Below are 19646 nucleotides of genomic sequence, written 5' to 3' on the forward strand. Positions count from 1 at the left end.
ACGACGGCCCTGGGGGGGCCCGCGCGCGGAGTGGCCAGCCGGTCGACGTCACTTCATGGACCGCCCGCACCGAATACAACCAACAAATGACAACAATACATCGAGCATTCTCTACGTACCGTAGCTGCTCCGCGCTTGCCTGCCTTGCCCTGATCGCCGGATGCGCCTCGGCGCCGGGCGACGTGGCGCCGAAGAGCAACGGCTGGATGAAGGACGAAGTCTCCGACTCCTATGTGTTCGGCTACCCGCTCGTGCTGATGGACGTGGCGCGCGAAGCCGCCACTGGCAGCGGGCCCGGCCAGGCCGCGCCGAACACGCTGCGCCACGCGCAGTCGCTGCCGCCCGTCGGGGCGTCGAGCCCGCCCGAGCCCAACCTCGACACGCTGGCTTCCAGCGGCTGGCTCGACGTTTCGAGCGAGCCGGTGCTCGTCACGCTGCCCGACACGCATGGCCGCTACATGGACGCGCGCGCGCTCGACATGTGGACGAACGTTGTCTGGTCGACGGCCGCCGCCCAGACCGGCGAACGTGTCAGCGGTCTGAAAGCGCAAACGATTGCATTCGTGCCGGTCGGCTGGAAGGGTACGCTGCCCGCGCGCGTGAAGCGCGTCGAGGTGTCGACGCGCTACGTTTGGTTCCTCGCGCGCATCCAGACGCGCGGCGGCGGCGACCTCGCGGCCGTGCGACGGCTGCAGCACGGCCTGCAGGTCGCGGCGCTTTCCGAATGGGACGATCGCAGCGCACGCGGCAAGGCCGGCGCTCGCGGCGGCCGCGGCAACGAGCCGGCCGGCGCCACACAGAGCGGCGATCCGGCCGCGCCGGGCACGCCGTCCGCCCAGGTTGCGGCGCTCGACGCGAACGGTTTCTTCAACCGGCTCGCCCAGGCGCTGGAAGACAACCCGCCCGCGACGGACGACGCGCACGCGCTCAAGATTCTCGGCGACATTGGCGTGCATCCGGGCGACCCGGCGCAGTTGCCCTCGGGCGCAAAGGATGCCGCGGTCGTGAAGGCGGGCCTCGCCGATGGCCGCACCCGCGCCGCGACGCCGCCGCCCAACCTGCTGGCGGGCAACGGATGGCTCTGGGTGGGCGACGACGCGGGCAACTACGGCCCCGACTATGCGCTGCGTGCCTATGCGGCGTACACGTCGCCGGGGTTGCCGACGACACGCGACGAGGTGCGCGCCCGCGTGAGCCAGGACAGCGACGGTCATGCGCTCAACGGCGCGAACCGCTACACGATCCACTTCACGGCAAAGCAGTTGCCGCCGGTGCGCGGCTTCTGGTCGATCACGGCCTATACGACCGACGGCGCGCTCGACGCCGACGCGCCCGTGCGCGTGGCGTTCGGCGACCGCAGCGGCGCACGGCGCAACCGCGACGGCTCGCTCGACGTGCACGTGAGCGCCGAGCGGCCGCGCGGCGGCGCGAACTGGGTGCCGGCGCCGCATGGCGACTTCCGTCTCGTGATGCGGCTCTACGCCGCGAAGCCGCAAGCGACCGATGGCAGCTGGCAGCCGCCCGCCGTCGAGCGGCAGTAAGCGCTGAATCAGGCGTTGGCGGGACGCTGTCCCGCCAACGCCCTTTTTGCGCCGCATAAATTCACTCGAGCGCGCAACGCCCGCATTCTTATGCATCGCGCAACACGCGCGACATAGCGGGCAATCGCACTTCCCTTGTTACTTCTTGTTGCGCAATACCTGCGCCGCAGGCGGCGTTTTCCCGCCGTCCGATCTTCTATCGGACCTATACTTCCGGCTGTCGGCATCCCCGGATTTCCGACATCAGACCCACATCCAGCGGCGGGCCTGTTGCCGCCTCATCCGCAAGCAAGCATGGCAAGCCTCAACAAAGCGTCGCTCAACTCTTCCTTGCAATCGGTGCGCGCGGTCGCGCGTGCGCCCCGCACCCGGCGCATCCTCACGGGCGTCCTCATCTTTCTGATTGTGTTCGGTCTGCTCGGCTTCTTCGCCGCGCCGCCGATCATTCGCCACGTTGCCGAGCAGCAGTTGAGCAAGCAGCTCGACCGGCCCGTCACGATCGGCCGCATCGCGCTCAATCCGTACACGCTGCGTCTCGAAGCGGACCGCGTGCATATCGGCGAGCGCGGCGGCAACGGCGACTTCTTCGATGTCTCGCGCGCCGTCGTGCAGGCGTCGTGGTCGTCGATCTTTCACGCGGCGCCCATTGTCGAGGAACTGCGGCTCGACTCGCCGCGCGCCACGATCGTGCGGCTCGACGCGCAGCACTTCAACTTCTCGGACCTCATCGAGAAGTTCTCGACGCCCTCGAAACCGAACAGCAAGCCCGCGCAGTTTTCGGTTTCGAACATCCGCATCGAGAACGGCCAGATCACCTTCGACGATCGCCTGCTCAACGAAAAGCACGTGATCGACCGCTGGTCGCTCGGCATTCCGTTCATCGCCACGCTGCCTTCCAAGACCGATATCTTCGTCCAGCCGATGCTGCGCGCGCGCATCGACGGGGCGAGCACGCTCGCCATCGACGGCAGGACCAAGCCGTTTTCCGCGACGCGCGAGTCGGAAGTGGAGCTGCGCCTGACCGACCTCGACGTGCCGAAGCTCCTCACCTACGCGCCGACGAAGCTGCCCGTCACAGTGAAGAGCGGCAAGCTCTCGACCAACCTCAAGCTCGATTTCGTGATGTCGGGCGAGAAGCCCACGCTGCGCGTGACGGGCACGACCGACCTGAACGACTTCGACTCGACCGACAACGCCAACGCGCCGTTCTTCGGCGCACGCAGCCTGCACGTGGCGGCGGCCTCGCTCGAACCGTTCAGCAACGCCTATCGCTTCGACGAGATCCGTCTCGACGCGCCCACCGTGTGGGTCGCGCGCGACAAGCAAGGCGTGCTGAGCGTCGAGAAGCTGATGGGCGCGTCGGCGGCACAAAATGCACCGGCTGAAAACAAGGCCGCGAGCGCCGCGCCGGCCTCGGGCGCCTCGGCTGCCCAGAGCGCGCAGGCGGCGTCCGGAGAAGCGAAGCCCGCGCCGCTCGATCTCTCGATCCGCCAGTTCGCGCTCACGAACGGCACCGTGCACATCGCTGACGATCTGCCCGCGCGGCCGGTGAACCTCGACCTCACCCAGCTTTCCGCCACGCTCGCCAACTTCTCGAGCACCGCGAAGGCGGGCGCGCCATTTACGTTCGCGACCACCGCGAATGACGGCGGCACGGCCAAGGCGTCGGGCACGTTCAGCATGGCGGGCAGGAACGCCGAAGCCAACATCGCGCTCGAGCGCGTGAGCCTGCCGCAGGCGCAACCGTATATCGACAACCTGAGCGGCGCGCAGATTCTGGACGGCAAGCTCAATCTCACGTCCACGCTCAAGGCTGACTGGGCGCAGCAGCCTGCCGTCGTGCAGGTCGGCCAGAGCACGCTCGGCCTCGAATCGCTCAAGCTCGCGGCGCGCGGCGCGAAGGAACCGGCCATCGCGCTCGCCCAGGGCACGGTGCAGGTGAGCGGCATCGACCTCAACGCGCGCAAGGCGCAGATCGCTTCGGTGGACGTGACGGGTCTCGTGATGAACGCCGAGCGCCAGAAGGACGGCAAGATCGACCTGGCGCAGCTCGCCTCCACGCATCAGGCGGCGCCCGAGCGCACGGCGATTCGCGCCGCGCAGAAGTCGGTGCGGGAGGGCCCGGCCTGGCGCTACACGATCGACGCTTTCACGCTGAACAACGGCACGATCAACTTCACGGATAGCTCGACGCAGCGCCCGGTCAAGCTTGCCATCACGCCGTTCGACCTGAAGATCCAGCAGATCAGCGACGACCTGAGGCACCCGCTGCCGGTCGACCTGAAGGCGACCGTCAACCGTAAGGGCACGCTGGCGCTGAGCGGCAAGATCAACCCCACGCCGCTCACGGCGCAACTCAAGATCGACGCGAACCGGCTCGACGCCGCCGCGTTCGAGCCTTACTTCGGTAACCAGCTCAACGCGGTGATCGCGAGCGCGCTGCTCAACATGACCGGGCAGCTAACGGTTGCGCAGGGCAAGGCGCTCAAGGCGGACTATCGCGGCGACGCGGCGCTCGTGGACGTGCGCATGCTCGACAAGGCCACGTCCGCGCCGTTCGCGGGCTGGCGCTCGCTCGCGCTCACGAACCTGAAGGCGAATTACGACGACGCGCGCGGCACCGACGTGGACGCGAGCCGCGTGACCTTCGCCGGCTTCTATGGCCGCGTGCTGCTCGACGCGCAAGGCAAGCTCAATCTCAAGGACGTGGTTGCGCATCAAACCGGCGCGGCACAGTCGCTCACGCAGGATGCGGGCGGCAAGCCAGGCGCGCGCGAGCCCGTGCCGCTCACGCCGCAGGCGGCGAGCGCACCCGTGCAGACGGCGTCCGCACCCACGCCGGCTTCCGCGCCCGCGACGGTCGTGGCCGCGCAGCCGCCGAAGAACCCCGTGCGCATGCACTTCGGCGAGCTCGTGCTGCAGGACGGCCGCGTGAACTACACCGACAACTTCATCAAGCCGAACTACACCGCCGATCTCGTGCAGATCCACGGCACGGTGGGCGCGTTCGGCACGCAGTCGACGACGCCTGCGCCCGTGGACGTCTCCGCGAAGCTCTCGGCGAACGGTCCGCTCTCGATCAAGGGCACGGTGAATCCGCTCATCGAGAAGCCGTCGCTCGACCTCACGGCGAGCGCGCACGATATCGAGCTCACGAACCTCACGCCGTACTCGGCGAAGTATGCGGGCTACCCGATCACGAAGGGCAAGCTCAACGTCGACCTGCACTACCAGCTCGCGAACGACCAGCTCACGGCGAACAACCATCTCTTCATCGACCAGCTCACGTTCGGCGATCACGTCGACAACGACACGGCCACCAAGCTGCCGGTGCGGCTCGCGATCTCGCTGCTCAAGAACCGCAAGGGCGAGATCGACGTGAACATTCCGGTGTCGGGCTCGCTCTCGAACCCCGAGTTCAGCCTGGGCGGCCTGATCTGGAAGGCGGTGCTCAACCTCATCGCGAAGGCGGTGACCGCGCCGTTCACGCTGCTCGCCAACGCATTCGGGGGCGGCGGTGAGGATCTCGGCTACGTCGAATTCGCAGCGGGCACGGCAACGCTGACCGATGCCGACCAGAAGAAGCTGGACACGATCGTGAAGGCGCTCGACGACAAGCCTTCGGTCAAGATCGACCTGATCGGCCGCGTCGATCCGGCCGTGGACACGCCCGCGCTGCGCGAGCAGTACGTGGATCGCCTCGTGCGGCTTCAGAAGGTGAAGGACACGGTGGGCAACGGCGAGAGCGTGGATACCTCGCAGGTCAAGGTGGACGACAAGGAGTACGAGAAGTACCTCACCAAGGCCTATAAGGATGCCGACTTCAAGAAGCCGCACAACATGATCGGCTTCACGAAGACGCTGCCCGCGGACGACATGAAGCAGGCGCTGGCCGACCACGCGCCCGTTGACGACGCAACCTTGCGCAACCTCGCGCAGCAGCGCGCGCAGGCGGTACAGCAGTATTTCGAAGGCAAGGTCGATGCGAGCCGCGTGTTCATCGTGGCGCCCAGGCTGGACGCCAAGGGCATCGACGACAAGGGCGCGACGACGCGCGTGGATTTCGGGCTGAAATAAGCGGCGCGCTTCGGTCTAACCGGCGCGCCGCCGCTTTTCCGGCTTCGCAAGCGCATGTTCCTCGATGACCCGCGCGAGCGTCGCAAAGGCCGGTTCGATTTCCTCGTGCGGTACGCACGCGTAACCCGTTAGCAATCCTTTGCGCGCCTGGCGCACGCTGTAGTAGGCCGCGAGCGGACGCACGATCACGCCGGCGTCGTAGGCGGCCGCAGCGACGGCGCGATCGTCGGCATGGTCGGGCAGGCCGAGCACGAAGTGCAGGCCCGCTTCGTCCCCCATGACCGGCAGTGCGTCGCCGAAGTGGCGCGTGACCGCGTCGATCAGCAGCTGGCGCCGCTCGCCATAGAGCGTGCGCATGCGGCGCACGTGCGAAGTGAGATAGCCATCCATGATGAATTCGGCGAGCACGGCCTGCTGCATGAGCTGGCCTTCGCGATACAGCTCCGCCACGCCCGTGCGGAACGTGGCCGCGAGCCGCTCGGGCACGACCATGTAGCCGATGCGCAGGCCCGGAAACAGCAGCTTGCCGAGGCTGCCCACGTAGATCACGCGGTCCGATTCGTCGAGACCCTGCAGCGAGGCGAGCGGGCGGCTGCCGTAGCGGAACTCGCTGTCGTAGTCGTCCTCGACGATCCATACTTTGTGCTGGCGCGCGTATTCGAGCAGCGTGCGGCGGCGTGCGAGGCTCATCACCATGCCGAGCGGGTATTGATGCGAAGGCGTGACGAGCGCGATGCGCGGCGGGTCGCGCAGGTCCTGCTCGCGCGGATTGAGCCCTTCGTCGTCGACGGGAATGGGCGCGAGCTTCAGTCCCGAGGATTGCAACACGCTGCGCGCGCCCCAATAGCACGGTTCCTCCACCCATGCGGTGTCGCCGTGGTCGGCGAGCAGGCGCACGGCAAGATCGATGGACTGGTGAATACCCGTAGTGATGATGATCTGGTCCGGCGTGCAGCGCACCGAGCGCGCCACGCGCAGGTAGTCCGAAAGCGCACGCCGCAGCGGCCGGTAGCCGCCGCCGGGCGCGTAAGTCAGCAAACCATGGTTCGCCGATTTCCAGAGCCGCGCCTGCAGGCGGCTCCACGTGCGCGCCGGAAATTCGGCCACGTCGGGCACACCCGGCATGAACGCGCCCCATTGTCTGGCGGACACGCCCGCCTCGTCGATGAGCCGTTGGCCGCGCATCGACATGTCACCGCGCGGGGAGGCGCCGCTCGCGTCGTCGTCCTCGTCGGCGGGGGCAGACGCTGGCGTTGGCGTGCTCACGGCGGCCGAGTCGGGGCGTGTGTCGGCGACATAGGTGCCGCTGCCCGTGGTCGAGATCACGTAGCCCTCGGCGCCCAGCTGGTCGTACACATGGAGCACGGTGTTGCGCGCCACGCCGAGGTCGCCCGCGAGCGTGCGCGAGCTGGGCAGCCTGGCGCCTGGCGCGAGCCGGCCCGTCAGGATGGCCTGCTGCATGAGCTGCAGCAGCTGACGGTAGGCGGGCTCGGCGCTTTCCTTGTCGAGTTGCGCCGCAAGCCATTCGGACAGGATGACCATGGCCAAGTGGTTCCATCGATAATAATGAAATGGCTCCATTGAATAGAGCCGGGACCATCTATAGTAATTCGCACGTCAGTTTCGGTTAATGCCTGCGACAGGATTTATTTAATCGCGTCAGAAGGGCCGGCCGGGAAAGAGTCAGCAAAGGAGACAGGGCGAATGAAGACCTCGGATGTGATTGTCAGCTTTCGCGGCGTGCGCAAGACCTACGACGGCGAAACGCTGGTCGTCAAACAACTTGACCTCGATATCTATCAGGGAGAGTTTCTGACGCTGCTCGGGCCGTCCGGCTCGGGCAAGACCACCTGCCTGATGATGCTCGCCGGCTTCGAGTTTCCCACCGGCGGCGAGATCCGCCTCGAAGGCAAGCTGCTCAACAACGTGCCGCCTCACAAGCGCGACATCGGCATGGTGTTCCAGAACTACGCGCTCTTTCCGCATCTCACGGTCGAGCAGAACGTGGCTTATCCGCTGGGCGTGCGCAAGGTGCCCACTGCAGAACGCGCGCAGCGCGTAGATGATGCGCTCAGGATGGTGCGCATGGAAGGTTTTGCGAAGCGCTACCCCGCACAGCTGTCGGGCGGCCAGCAGCAGCGCATCGCGCTCGCCCGCGCGCTCGTGTTCCAGCCCAAGCTCGTGCTCATGGACGAGCCGCTTGGCGCGCTCGACAAGCAGTTGCGCGAACATATGCAATACGAACTGAAGTCGCTGCATGAAAAGCTCGGCGTCACGTTCGTCTATGTCACGCACGATCAAGGCGAGGCGCTCACGATGTCGGACCGCGTGGCCGTGTTCGACAAGGGCATCGTGCAGCAGCTCGACAGCGTGGACCGGCTCTACGAGTCGCCGTGCAACGAGTTCGTGGCGAACTTCATCGGCGACAGCAACCGGCTGCGCGGCACCATTGCCGCCGTGGATGGCGAGTACTGCGAAATGCATCTCGCCGACGGCACGCGCCTGAAGGGCCGCAATGTGGCGGGTGCGCAGGCGGGTGCCGCGGCCATCGCCTGCATTCGTCCCGAGCGCATGAAGCTCGCGAACGGTTCCAGGGGCAACGGCGCGAACGCGCTGGCGGGCGAAGCGCGCGGCCTCATCTATTTCGGCGACCACGTGCGCATGCGCTGTGGCTTGCCCCAGCAGGACGAGTGCTTCGTGAAGGTGCCGCTCGGCACCGAGGCGCTCGAAGGTTTCGCGCCCGGCCAGCCGGTCGCACTCGAATTCGCGCCGGAGCATCTGCGCGTGTTCGCATGAGGCGTGCGGGCGCGGCGCGCAATCTCGCGCGCCGTTGCCTCGCGAAGCAGGCGTTTCGACGATCGGGCCACGTTTCTCGCATCGAAGGGCCCGGCAAGACAAACCACCAAGGAGAAGGGACTCACCATGAAGCAGATCGGCAACATGCGCGTTGCAGCGGTCGCGGCCGCGCTCGCACTCTCGTTCGGCGTGGCGAATGCCGCGGAGCTGACCGTCGTGAACTTTGGCGGCGCCAATGGCAATGCGCAGAAGGCGGCGTTCAACGAGCCGTTCCAGTCGCAGACGGGCAACAAGATCACCGCGGTCGAGTACAACGGCGAGCAGGCCAAGGTGAAGGCCATGGTCGACGCGAAGCACGTGGACTGGGACGTGGTGGAAGTCGAAACCGGCGACATCGCGCGCGGCTGCGACGAAGGTCTTTATGAGAAGCTCGACTGGGCCAGGCTCGGCAACAAGGGCGATTTCATGAAAGAGGCGCAGCAGCCCTGCGGCGCAGGCTTCTTCGTGTGGTCGACGGCGCTCGCCTACAACGCCGACAAGCTCAAGACCGCACCGGCGAACTGGGCCGACTTCTGGGACGTGAAGAAATTCCCGGGCAAGCGCGGCATGCGCAAGGGCGCCCGCTACAACATGGAATTCGCGCTGATGGCCGACGGCGTTGCGCCGCAGGACGTCTACAAGGTGCTCGCGACGAAGGCCGGTCAGGACCGCGCTTTCAAGAAGCTCGACGAACTGAAGCCGAACATCCAGTGGTGGGAAGCCGGCGCGCAGCCGCCGCAGTTCCTGGTCGCGGGCGACGTGGTGATGTCCACGGCGTACAACGGCCGTATCGACGCCGCGCAGCGCGAAGGCAAGAACCTCAAGGTCGTGTGGACCGGCAGCATTTACGACCTCGACTACTGGGCGATCCCGAAGGGCGCGCCGAACAAGGCGCTGGCCGAGCAGTACATCGCCTATACGCTCTCGCCGAAGCCGCAGCAGGCGTACGCGCAGCACATCGCCTACGGCCCGGTGAATGCGAACGCGATCAAGGCGCTCGACGCGAAGACACTCGCCAACCTGCCGAACTCGCCGGCCAACGGCAAGAACGCCATTCAGGAGAACCTCACGTTCTGGACCGACCACGGCGACGAACTGGAGCAGCGCTTCGCCTCGTGGGCCGCGAAGTAAGGATGGGGTAGACGCTCCGGCGCGCAGGCGCCGGAGCGCTTTGGCTGCATGGCTGGAGACCGGATGTGACCACAATGACGACCGTGACCAACGTTGCCGGCGCGGCGCGCGAAGAGACTGCGCGCCTGAAGCGGGAACTGCGCGTAGCGCAAGCGAAGAAGCGCACGATGGCGCTCATGCTGATTGCGCCGCTCGCGATCTTTCTGTTGCTGATTTTCGTGGTGCCGATCGCCGCGCTGCTCACGCGCGCGGTTCAGAACCCCGAAGTGGCGACGGCGCTGCCGCATACCGTCACGGCGCTGCGCGGCTGGGACCGCAAGAGCGCGCCGCCCGACGCGGCCTATGCGGCGCTCGCGCAAGACCTGACCGTCGTGCGGGACGGCGATGCGATGGGCGCGCTGGCGCGCCGCCTGAACGTGGAAATCGCGGGCTTCCGCTCGTTGGTGGCGAAGACGGCGCGCGCCATGCCGCTCGCCGACGACGACGGCAAGCCGCTCACGCTCACCCCCGCGCAAACGCGCGCCAAAATCGTCGAACTCGACGACCGCTGGAGCGACGTCGCCTACTGGCAGGCGATCGCGAAGAACAGTTCGCGCTATTCGCCGTTCTACCTGCTTGCATCGCTGGACCACCGGCAGGACGCATTCGGCCGCATCGTGCCCGCCGATCCGGAGCAGCAGATCTATCTCGACGTGTTCGGCCGCACCTTCGTCATCAGCGTGTTCGTGACGGTGTTCGCGCTGCTGCTCGGCTACCCGCTCGCCTACTGGATCTCCACGCTCTCCGAGCGCCGCGCGAATCTCGTGATGATCCTCGTGCTGATTCCGTTCTGGACGTCGATTCTCGTGCGCGTCGCCGCGTGGATCGTGATTCTCCAGGGCGAGGGTCTCGTCAACAAGGCGCTGCTGGGCACGGGCCTCGTTTCGCAGCCCTTGACGCTGCTGTTCAACCGCGTGGGCGTCTACATTTCGATGACGCATATCCTGCTGCCGTTCATGGTGCTGCCGCTCTACAGCGTGATGAAGTCGATTCCGCCGAGTTACCAGCGCGCGGCCGTGTCGCTCGGCAGCCATCCGTTCGCGGCCTTCTGGCGCGTGTACGTGCCGCAGACGTACCCCGGCGTGGGTGCGGGCGTGCTGCTCGTGTTCATTCTCTCGATCGGCTACTACATCACGCCGGCGCTGCTCGGCGGCCCGGGCGACCAGATGGTCAGCTACTACGTGGCGTACTTCACCAACGTGTCGATCAACTGGGGCATGGCCTGCGCGCTGGGCGCGCTGCTGCTCGCGGCGACCACGGTGCTCTATTTCGTCTACGGGCGCTTCACGCGCACGCAACTGAGCCTCGGCTGAGGAAGGCGCAACCATGAAATTCGCCAAACCGCTTTTTGCGCCGCATATGTCGGCCGTCGAACGCGTGTGGTACTTCGCGCTGCGCGCCCTCGTCGTGCTCACGCTGTTGTATCTGATCCTGCCCGTACTCGCGATCGTGCCGCTGTCGTTTTCGTCGAGTACGTTCCTCGTCTATCCGATTCCCGGCTGGTCGCTGCGCTGGTATCAAAACCTCGTGATGTCCGACGAATGGCGCATGGCCGCGAAGAACAGCTTCATCGTGGGCCCCGCCGCGACGTTCGTGGCAACCGTGCTCGGCACGCTCGCGGCCATCGGCATCACGAAGGCCGATTTCCGCGGCAAGACGCTGCTCATGGCCGTGCTCATCTCGCCGATGATCGTGCCCGTGGTCGTGGTGGGCGTGGGCATGTACCTGTTCTTCGCGCCGCTCGGACTCGCCAATACGTATCTCGGTCTGATCCTCGCGCATGCGGCATTGGGCGTGCCGTTCGTCGTGACCACGGTCGCGGCCACGCTGCAGGGCTTCAATCACAATCTCGTGCGCGCGAGCCTTTCGCTCGGGGCGAATCCGGTCACGACGTTCTTTCGCATCACATTGCCCGTCATCGCGCCGGGCGTGATTTCGGGTGCCCTGTTCGCGTTCGCCACGTCGTTCGATGAAGTCGTCGTGACGCTCTTCCTCGCGGGCGCCGACCAGACCACCTTGCCGCGCCAGATGTTCACGGGCATCCGCGAGAACATCAGCCCGACGATCGCTGCGCTCGCCACGATCCTGATCGTGTTTTCCACCTGTTTGCTGCTCGCGCTCGAATGGCTGCGCGGCAGGAATGCGGCGCGCGCGGTGAGGGCGTGAGGGTGTGAGGGTGTGAGATGGCGATGAAAAAAGGCAGCGCCGCGGCGCTGCCTTTTTGCTTGTGCGCGTTGCGCGTTACGCCTGGAGCAGCGGCGGCACACGCCGCTTGACCCACTGCGTGGCCCGATCGTACGCGTGGGCGAGTTGCAGTACCGGGAGATCCGCGCGCGGCTTGCCGATCACCTGCAGCCCCATCGGCAGGCCTTGCGCATTGAAGCCCGCAGGCACGCTGATGACCGGCAGCCCCGCGAGACTGCCGCCGATCACGACTTCCATCCAGCGGTGATAGGTGTCCATCGTGCGGCCCGCGATCGACTTCGGCCAGTGTTCGTTCGCGTCGAACGGGAAGAGTTGGGCGCTGGGCAGCACGAGGTAGTCGTAACGCTCGAAGAGCGCGAGCAGCGCGTTGTACCACTGGCTGCGCGTGACCGTGGCGTTCCACACGTCTTCGCCCGAAAGCTTCAGGCCGCCTTCCACTTCCCATTGCGCTTCCGGCTTGAGCAGCGCGCGCTTTTCCGGTTCGCGATAAAGCGCGCCCAGCGTGCCTGCGCACGAGAAATGGCGCAGCGTGAGCCACGTTTGCCACACGCGCTCCATGGCGAATTCGGGGCGTGCGGTCTCGACCTTGCAGCCGATCGACTCGAAATCCTTGAGCGCCGCTTCGCAAAGTGCGAGCACGCCGTCTTCCATCGGCAGATAGCCGCCGTAGTCGCCTAGCCAACCGATGCGCGCGCAATCAAAGTCGTGTTCGAGCGGGCCCGTGAACTGCGCGGGATCTTCGGCCATGGAAAGCGGAGCACGCGCGTCGTAGCCCGCCTGGGTCGAAAGCAGCATCGCGAGGTCGGGTACATTGCGGGCCATCGGTCCCGCGTAGCCGAGCTGGTGGAAGAACAGTTCGTGCGCAGGCACGGAGGGCACGCGGCCTTGCGACGGACGAAAGCCGAACACGTTGTTCCACCCGGCGGGATTGCGCAGCGATCCCATCATGTCGCTGCCGTCCGCCACGGGCAGCATGCGCAGCGCAAGCGCCACGGCCGTGCCGCCGCTGCTGCCTCCTGCGCTGCGCGTGGGGTCGTAAGCGTTGAGCGTGGTGCCGAAGACTGTGTTGTAGGTGTTCGAGCCAAGGCCGAATTCCGGCGTGTTCGTCTTGCCGATGAAGATCGCGCCCTGTGCGCGCATGCGCGCGGCCATCAGAGAATCGGTTGCGGGTACTTCGTTGTGGAACAGCGGCGAGCCTTGCGTGTACGGGATGCCGGCCGTGGCCGTGAGGTCCTTCGGCGCTTGCGGCATGCCGTGCATCCAGCCCAGGTACTCGCCGCGCGCGAGCTGGGTGTCGCGAACGCCTGCCTCGGCGAGCAGCGTGGCGCGCTCGCGCAGCGAGACGATGGCGTTGGCCGGCGTATTCACACGCTCGATATGATCGAGAAACGCGCTCATCACCTCGCGGCAGGAGACCTTGCGCAGGCGTATCCATTCCGAAAGCTCAAACGCATCGGCTGCGACGAGATCGTTGGGGGGCAGTCCTGCGGGGGACAGCGATGCCTGGTTCATGCGTGTCTCTCGTTTGCGGATGGAGCAACGGAAGGGTCATTGTCGCCCAGGCGCGGCGCAAACGAAAGGAAACGAATGGTTGCCGCAGCGGGCCGCCGGTTGCCGTCCGGGGGTGACGGGCTTACCGGGCGGGCGCGCTGGGTGCCGATAGGTCGTTGCCTGGCGCGGACGGCGCGGTGCCGGGCAGCGGCGCGCCGCCGAGGGCCTGATAGAGCGCCGCGGTGTCGGTTAGCCGATCCGCATGAACGCGCGAGCGGTCGAGCGTAGTCTGAAGCGCCTGGCGTTGCGCGTCGATCAACGCAAATTCGCTCACGCCGCCTGCGTTGTAGCGCGTTTGTGCGATCGCCGCGTTGGCCTGCGCCTCACGAGCGGCGTCGTCGCGCGCCTGCAGTTCGGCCGCATCGTTCTGGAGCGCCTGGAGCGAGTCGGCGACCTGCTGCAACGCCTGCAGGACCGTCTGCCGATAATCGGCGAAAGCGGCTTCATAGGCGGCTTCCGACGCGCGTTTCTTCGCGCGCAATTCGCCGCCATGGAACAGCGGCTGGGTGAGGCCGAGTCCGACATTCCAGATGTTCAGTCCGCTGACGACGTCTTCGATATGCGTGCGCTCCGACCCGATGCTCGCCGAGAGCGAGATCTGCGGATAGAGGTTCGCAGTCGCCACGCCCACGTTCGCGCCCGCCTGGTGCAGCAGCGCCTCGGCGGCGCGTATGTCGGGACGCTCGCGGGCCAGCGTGGAAGGCACAGTGAGCGAAACCGTCTCAGGCAGATGCAGCGTATCGAGAGAAAGGGCGTCGAGCGGCGCGGCGAACTGCGCAGGCGCAACGCCCAGCAGGGTGGCGAGCTGATGCTCCGCAGCCTGGCGCTGCGTTTCGAGCGGCGGCAGCGAGGCGCGCGTTTGCGCGAGCAGGGTGCGCTGGCTGCGCACGTCGATCTGCGCCACACCGCCGGCCGAGTAGCGCGCTTGCATGATCGCGAGCTGGCGTGCCTGCGTCTGCGCGAGTTGCGCGGTGAGGTCGATCTGGCGTTGCAGCGACGCGCGGCGGATGGCGGTGGACACCACGTTGGCGGCTACCGTCAGTCGCGCCGCCTCCATTTCGTACGTCTGATAATCGACCTGCGCGAGCGTGGATTCCAGTGCGCGACGGTTCGCGCCGAACAGGTCGAATACGTACGAGACGCTGACCGAAGCGTTGTAAAGCGTGAACGGCGGCGGGTTCGGCACTTGCGTAATGCCGAAAGCGGCGAGATCGACCTTCTGGCGCGTGCCGGAGAGCTTCAGATCGACGGCGGGAAAGTTCGTCGCGCCTGCCTGCGCGTTGTAGTTTTCGCGCGCTTCCACGAGTCTGGCGCGCGCCGAATCGAGCGTGGGGCTCGCGCGCAAGGCCTGATCGACGAGTTCGTTCAACTGCGTACTGCCGAATTGTGTCCACCAGTCGTTTGGCGCGTGCGCTGCAGCCGTGAAGGTTTGCGCGCCGCCACCGGGGCCGGCGGCGCCGGCGGTGGACATCGGCACGGGCTCGCGCGCCCAGCCCGTGGCATCGGGCGCGGCGGGCGGGTGGAAATCGGGGCCCACGGTGCAGCCCGCGAGCATGAGCACAAACAGGAAAGCAAGGGCAGCGTCGCGCGTCATGGTCGTGTGCCTCGCGCTAGTCGAGCGTGCGCCGGTAAAAGCGCACGGCGATCGCCATGACCGCGACCGTGAATATGGCAAGCGGCCACACCGCGGGCCACAGGTCGGTCCAGCCGTTGCCCTTGAGCAGGATGCCGCGCACGAGCCGGTTGAAATACGTGAGCGGCAGCAGGTTGCCGAGCCACTGCGCCCAGCGCGGCATGCCTCCGAACGGGAACATGAAGCCGGAGAGCAGCAGGCTCGGCAGGAAATAGAACATCGTCAGCTGCATGGCCTGCAACTGGTTCTGCGCGAGCGACGACAGCGTGATGCCCACGGTGAGATTCGCGGCGATGAACAGCAGCGCCGCAAGATAGAGCGTGACGAGACCGCCCGCGAACGGTACGTGAAATACGTAGCGCGCCGCGAGCACGATGATGGTCGCCTGGATCAGCCCGATCGCCACGTACGGAATGATCTTGCCCGTCATTACCTCGATGGGCAGCACCGGCGTGGCGAGCAGGTTCTCCATCGTGCCGCGCTCGCGCTCGCGCGTGATGGCGAGGCCCGTCATCATCACCATCGTCATCGTGAGGATCACACCCATGAGGCCGGGCACGACGTTGTATTGCGTGATGCCCTCCGGGTTGTAGAGCCGGTGCACCTGCACGTCGAACGCGGCGGGCGTGCCGTTCAGGTGCGCGAGCGGGCCGGTCAGGTCTTTCGCGGCCACGGGCGCGACAAGACCTGGCAGCGCCGCGAGCGCGGTGGTGATGGCAGTGGGGTCGCTCGCGTCGGCTTCGACAAGCAGCGAGGGTCTTTCGCCGCGCAGCAGGCGCCGCGAGAAATCGACAGGAATGCTGAGCACGAACTGCACCGTGCCGCGCGCGAGCGCATGACGCGCCGAGGCCTCGTCGGGCAACGTTTCGATCACGTCGAAATAGGCGGAATTGCGCATGCCCGCGACGAAGCTGCGGGCGAATACGCTGTCCTCGCCCACGACGATCGCGGTGGGCAAATGCTTCGGGTCGGTGTTGATCGCATAGCCGAACAGCGTGAGCTGGATGATCGGCAGGCCAACGATCATCGCGAACGTGATGCGGTCGCGCTTGAGCTGCAGGAACTCCTTGAGCACGATGCTCCACCAGCGCGCCACGGAAAACGGGAACGACGCGCTCACGACACGACTCCGTAATTGTCCTGAGCATGGCTCATCAGGTAGATAAAGACATCTTCGAGACCGGTGTCGATGCGCTCCGCGCGCAGGGGCTGGCCTTCTACGGCGCGCTCGACCGCTTTGGCAAGCGCCGCATGATCGCGTCCGCTCGCATGCAGCGCGGAGCCGAACACCACCGTCTGGTCGATGCCCGGCGCTTCGCGCAACTGCGCGGCGAGCGTGCTGAGCCGCTCGCCATGAATCGCCCACGTTTCGAGGTTCTGTTCTGCGATCACCTCGGCGGCGGTGCCCTGCGTGAGCAGCTTGCCGTAGGCGATATAAGCGAGCTTGTGGCAGCGCTCGGCTTCGTCCATGTAATGCGTGCTCACGAGCACCGAAATGCCCCGCGCGGCGAGCCGGTGCAACTCCTCCCAGAAATCGCGGCGCGCGGTGGGATCCACGCCCGCAGTCGGTTCGTCGAGCAGCAGCAATTCGGGCTCGTGCAGCATGCAGGCCGCGAGCGCGAGCCGCTGCTTCCAGCCGCCCGAAAGCGCACCCGTGAGCTGGCCCGCGCGGCTGGCGAGCCCGAGCGATTCGAGCGCGCGGTCGACGGCCTCGCGGCGGTTGCGCATCTGGTAGATGCGCGCAACGAAGTCGAGGTTCTCGCGGATCGTCAGGTCTTCCCAGTACGAGAAACGCTGCGTCATGTAGCCCACGTGACGCTTGATCTGCGCGCTCTCGCGCAGGATGTCGTAGCCGAGGCAGGTGCCCGAGCCGGAGTCGGGCGTGAGCAGCCCGCACATGAGCCGGATCGAGGTGGTTTTGCCGCTGCCGTTCGGGCCGAGAAAGCCGAAGATCTCGCCGCGCGCCACACGCAGCGACACGTCGTTCACGACATGCTTGCTGCCGAAACGCTTGTTGAGATTGCGCACGTCGATGGCGTAGTCGCCGGCAGGTCGATCAGCGGTGCTCATTGCAGCGTCACCTCGACCGGCTGGCCCGGATGCAGCTTCACGGCGTCTTCGGCGGAAGGCCGTGCCTCGATCATGAAAACGAGCTTCGCGCGGTTCTCGTTGCTGTAGATAACGGGCGGCGTATATTCGGCGGCGTTCGAAATCCACGTGATGGTGGCCGGAATCAGGGCGGCGCAGCCGTCGCAGCGCACGTTCACCTTGCGGCCCGGCGCGAGCGATCCGACGATCGTTTCGGGCACGAAAAAGCGCACCTTCACGTTCTGCGGCGGCAACATCTGCACGACGGGGTTGCCCGCCTGCACCCACTCGCCCACGCGAAACAGCGTGTCGTAGACGAGGCCGCCGCCCGGCACGCTCACGCGCTTCTGGTCGAGCCGCCACTGCGCCTGCGCGAGCGAGGCGCGCGCGGCCTCGACGTCGGCGGCCTGGGCGGCGATTTGCGCGCTACGTCCCGGGAGATTCGCCACGCGCACCTGGTTTTGCAGTTCGCGCACCTGAGCGGCCGTGGAGGCGGCCTGCGCACGCGAGTCGTCGAGCTGCGCCTGCGCAATGCCGCCTGCGCGCAGTTGCGCTTCGTCGCGCGTGAGCTGGAGTGCGGCCTTGCGCGCATTCGCCTCGGCCTGCGCGAGCTGCGCCTCGGTCACGCGCACTTCGGGCGGACGCTTGCCGGTCTGGAGGTCGGCGAGCTGCTGCTGTGCGGCCGTCAGGCGATGCTGCGCCTCGTCGCGCGCGGCCGCTTCCTCGACGGAGTCGAGCGCGAAGGCGGGCGCATGGGCGGCCACGGTTTGCCCGCGCTGCACTTCGAGGTGCGTGAGCGTGCCCGGCTGTGACGACGCGAGATAGACGTATTCGCCTTCGGCATAGCCCTGCCAGCCAGCCGGGCCGTGCCGCGAACATGCGGCGAGCACGAGCACGAGCGTCGCGGCGCACGTGCCGGCAATGCGGCGCTTCATGACGCGTCCTCCTTGCGGCCGGCAGTCGAGCCCGTCGTGCGGGGCGCGCGCGCGCCCTGCGGCGCAGGCCGCAAGGCCGCGCTCAACAGCGCGCTCACATGCCGATGCAGCGCCTCGCGCTCGATCTTCGGAAAGCCGCGCACACTTTGCCAGAGCTTCGAAGTGGCGAGCGGCAGCATGACGAGCGCGAGAATCGAGATGAACAGCAGCGGCGCTTCCAGTTCGGCGTTGACCCTGCCGTCGCGCTGCGCCTCGTTGACGCGCGCAGCAAAGCGCTGCAACTGCTCGGTGGGCAGCCGCTTGAGCATGCGTTCGCGCAGCAAGCCGCCTTCGTTGACGATTTCGCGCAGCCAGAGCGGCGGCAGCCAGGGCATGCGCGCGGTCACTTCGAAGAGCCGCGCGACCAGTTCTTCCACGAGCGCGTGCGGGTCTTGCGCCAGGTCTCCCCGAGCGCTGTCCACGCTTTCCCACACGAAGGCAATCGAGCGCGCAATGCGCTCCTCGACCACGGCGTCGAGCAGCTTTTCGCGGTTCGTGAAGTAGTAGTGGACCATGGCGGACGTCACGCCCGCGGCCTCGGCGATCTGCGCCATGGTGGTGGCCGCGATGCCCTGCTCGCCGAACAGTTGCGTGGCGCTGGCGAGCAGCCGCTCGCGCATGTCGAGGTCGGCGGCGGCGCGGCGCCGGCCGCGCGGGCGGGGCGCAGCAGCGGCGGAGCGGGTACGCGTGATCATCGCTCTACTTTAATTCACGCATTAGTTAAATTCAAATCGCGCGCGCAGCGGGTTAACCCTGCGACAGTTTCCTGCGGGTTCTTTCAGAACTTTCCTATATAAAAATGCGGGTGCGTCGTTCAGGCTGTGAGATTCACGCTGAAGGGACGAACAAGTCACGCCACCATGGAACAGAAAATGAAGCGCGTCGTCGTCATCGACGACCACCCGATTGTGCGGAAGATGCTCGTCAACGTGCTCAATACGGAGTACGAGCTGGTGGGCGAGTGCAGCGATGGCGAAGCGGGCCTGCAGCTCGTCCAGGAACTGCGTCCCGATCTGGTGATTCTCGACCTCGAGTTGCCGAAGCTCGACGGCCTTTCCGTCATCCGCGGCATTCGCGCGCAGCAGCCCGGCGCGCGCATTCTCGTGCTCTCTGCGAAGCCCGAGATGGTCATGGCCAATCACACGCGTATCGCGGGCGCGAACGGCTATGTCAACAAGAATCGCGGCGTGGAGGAGCTGTGCGGTGTGGTCAGGGCGGTATTGCTCGGCTACGACTGCTTCCCGGCGGGCAGTTGCGGCGGCGGCCGCGACGTGGCGCTCAACGGGCTGTCGCCTCGCGAGGTCGAAGTCCTGCAGTATCTCGCGCGCGGTTTGAGCAACAAGGGTATCGCGGCACGGCTCGGGCTTTCAGATAAAACCGTCAGCACCTACAAGACCCGCGTGCTGGACAAGCTCGGCGTCACGTCGCTTGCGGCGCTGATCGAGTTTGCGACGTTGAACAAGCTGATCGAATAGCGCGACCCAACGCATAGTCGAAAAAAAAGCCCGACTTGCGTCGGGCTCCAAGTGTGACCGCACCCGTTGCCGGGCGCGGCACCTGCAAAAAACTGCG

General features: G+C 66.5%; 14 protein-coding genes. 7 read left to right on the top strand and 7 right to left on the bottom strand.

The window, feature by feature from the left end:
• Nucleotides 1–86 precede the first annotated feature (86 nt).
• Both C7411_RS27670 and C7411_RS27675 read left to right on the top strand, forming a co-directional pair.
• Complete coding sequence (locus C7411_RS27670; protein ID WP_110387199.1) at nucleotides 87–1541, top strand: DUF1254 domain-containing protein; 1455 nt, start codon at nucleotides 87–89, stop codon at nucleotides 1539–1541.
• A gap of 294 nt (nucleotides 1542–1835) precedes the next feature.
• A complete protein-coding gene (locus C7411_RS27675; protein WP_110387200.1) occupies nucleotides 1836–5618 on the top strand; it encodes a DUF748 domain-containing protein in 3783 nt (1260 codons plus the stop codon).
• 15 nt (nucleotides 5619–5633) lie between these two features.
• Here C7411_RS27675 and pdxR read toward each other — a convergent pair whose 3' ends face one another.
• A complete protein-coding gene (pdxR, locus tag C7411_RS27680; RefSeq protein ID WP_444964337.1) occupies nucleotides 5634–7199 on the bottom strand; it encodes a MocR-like pyridoxine biosynthesis transcription factor PdxR in 1566 nt (521 codons plus the stop codon).
• Between the two features lie 123 nt (nucleotides 7200–7322).
• On the opposite strand from pdxR, the gene C7411_RS27685 reads away from it, so the two are divergent.
• The 4 genes from C7411_RS27685 to C7411_RS27700 all read left to right on the top strand — a co-directional run bounded on the left by C7411_RS27685 (nucleotide 7323) and on the right by C7411_RS27700 (nucleotide 11789).
• Nucleotides 7323–8414 (top strand): ABC transporter ATP-binding protein, encoded by a 1092-nt coding sequence (locus tag C7411_RS27685; protein ID WP_110387202.1) that lies wholly within the window; start codon nucleotides 7323–7325, stop codon nucleotides 8412–8414.
• Between the two features lie 144 nt (nucleotides 8415–8558).
• The gene (locus C7411_RS27690; RefSeq protein WP_243413375.1) at nucleotides 8559–9584 is read left to right on the top strand and encodes an ABC transporter substrate-binding protein; all 1026 of its coding nucleotides are present in this window, start codon (nucleotides 8559–8561) and stop codon (nucleotides 9582–9584) included.
• 74 nt (nucleotides 9585–9658) lie between these two features.
• A complete protein-coding gene (locus C7411_RS27695) occupies nucleotides 9659–10936 on the top strand; it encodes an ABC transporter permease (protein WP_110387204.1) in 1278 nt (425 codons plus the stop codon).
• Between the two features lie 13 nt (nucleotides 10937–10949).
• Nucleotides 10950–11789 carry an ABC transporter permease gene (locus C7411_RS27700; protein WP_110387205.1) on the top strand — a complete coding sequence of 280 codons (840 nt, stop codon included), beginning with the start codon at nucleotides 10950–10952 and terminating at the stop codon, nucleotides 11787–11789.
• Nucleotides 11790–11864: 75 nt separating this feature from the next.
• Here C7411_RS27700 and C7411_RS27705 read toward each other — a convergent pair whose 3' ends face one another.
• From C7411_RS27705 to C7411_RS27730, 6 genes are all read right to left on the bottom strand, one after another.
• Nucleotides 11865–13340, bottom strand: a complete 1476-nt coding sequence (locus C7411_RS27705) for an amidase (RefSeq protein WP_110387206.1) — start codon at nucleotides 13338–13340, stop codon at nucleotides 11865–11867.
• A 121-nt stretch (nucleotides 13341–13461) separates the two neighbouring features.
• Complete coding sequence (locus C7411_RS27710; RefSeq protein WP_110387207.1) at nucleotides 13462–14973, bottom strand: efflux transporter outer membrane subunit; 1512 nt, start codon at nucleotides 14971–14973, stop codon at nucleotides 13462–13464.
• A gap of 16 nt (nucleotides 14974–14989) precedes the next feature.
• On the bottom strand, nucleotides 14990–16132 hold the full coding sequence (locus tag C7411_RS27715) for an ABC transporter permease (protein ID WP_110387208.1): 1143 nt from the start codon (nucleotides 16130–16132) through the stop codon (nucleotides 14990–14992).
• Nucleotides 16129–17082, bottom strand: a complete 954-nt coding sequence (locus C7411_RS27720; RefSeq protein ID WP_110387209.1) for an ABC transporter ATP-binding protein — start codon at nucleotides 17080–17082, stop codon at nucleotides 16129–16131. The genes C7411_RS27715 and C7411_RS27720 overlap by 4 nt, the downstream gene beginning before the upstream one ends.
• The gene (locus C7411_RS27725; RefSeq protein ID WP_110387210.1) at nucleotides 17079–18035 is read right to left on the bottom strand and encodes an HlyD family secretion protein; all 957 of its coding nucleotides are present in this window, start codon (nucleotides 18033–18035) and stop codon (nucleotides 17079–17081) included. The genes C7411_RS27720 and C7411_RS27725 overlap by 4 nt, the downstream gene beginning before the upstream one ends.
• Nucleotides 18032–18769 carry a TetR/AcrR family transcriptional regulator gene (locus tag C7411_RS27730; RefSeq protein ID WP_110387211.1) on the bottom strand — a complete coding sequence of 246 codons (738 nt, stop codon included), beginning with the start codon at nucleotides 18767–18769 and terminating at the stop codon, nucleotides 18032–18034. Before C7411_RS27730 ends, C7411_RS27725 begins: the two co-directional genes overlap by 4 nt.
• Nucleotides 18770–18946: 177 nt before the next feature.
• On the opposite strand from C7411_RS27730, the gene C7411_RS27735 reads away from it, so the two are divergent.
• A complete protein-coding gene (locus C7411_RS27735) occupies nucleotides 18947–19549 on the top strand; it encodes a response regulator transcription factor (RefSeq protein ID WP_110387212.1) in 603 nt (200 codons plus the stop codon).
• Nucleotides 19550–19646 lie beyond the last annotated feature (97 nt).

This window comes from Paraburkholderia silvatlantica, assembly GCF_003096715.1.
Taxonomy (GTDB): domain Bacteria; phylum Pseudomonadota; class Gammaproteobacteria; order Burkholderiales; family Burkholderiaceae; genus Paraburkholderia; species Paraburkholderia silvatlantica.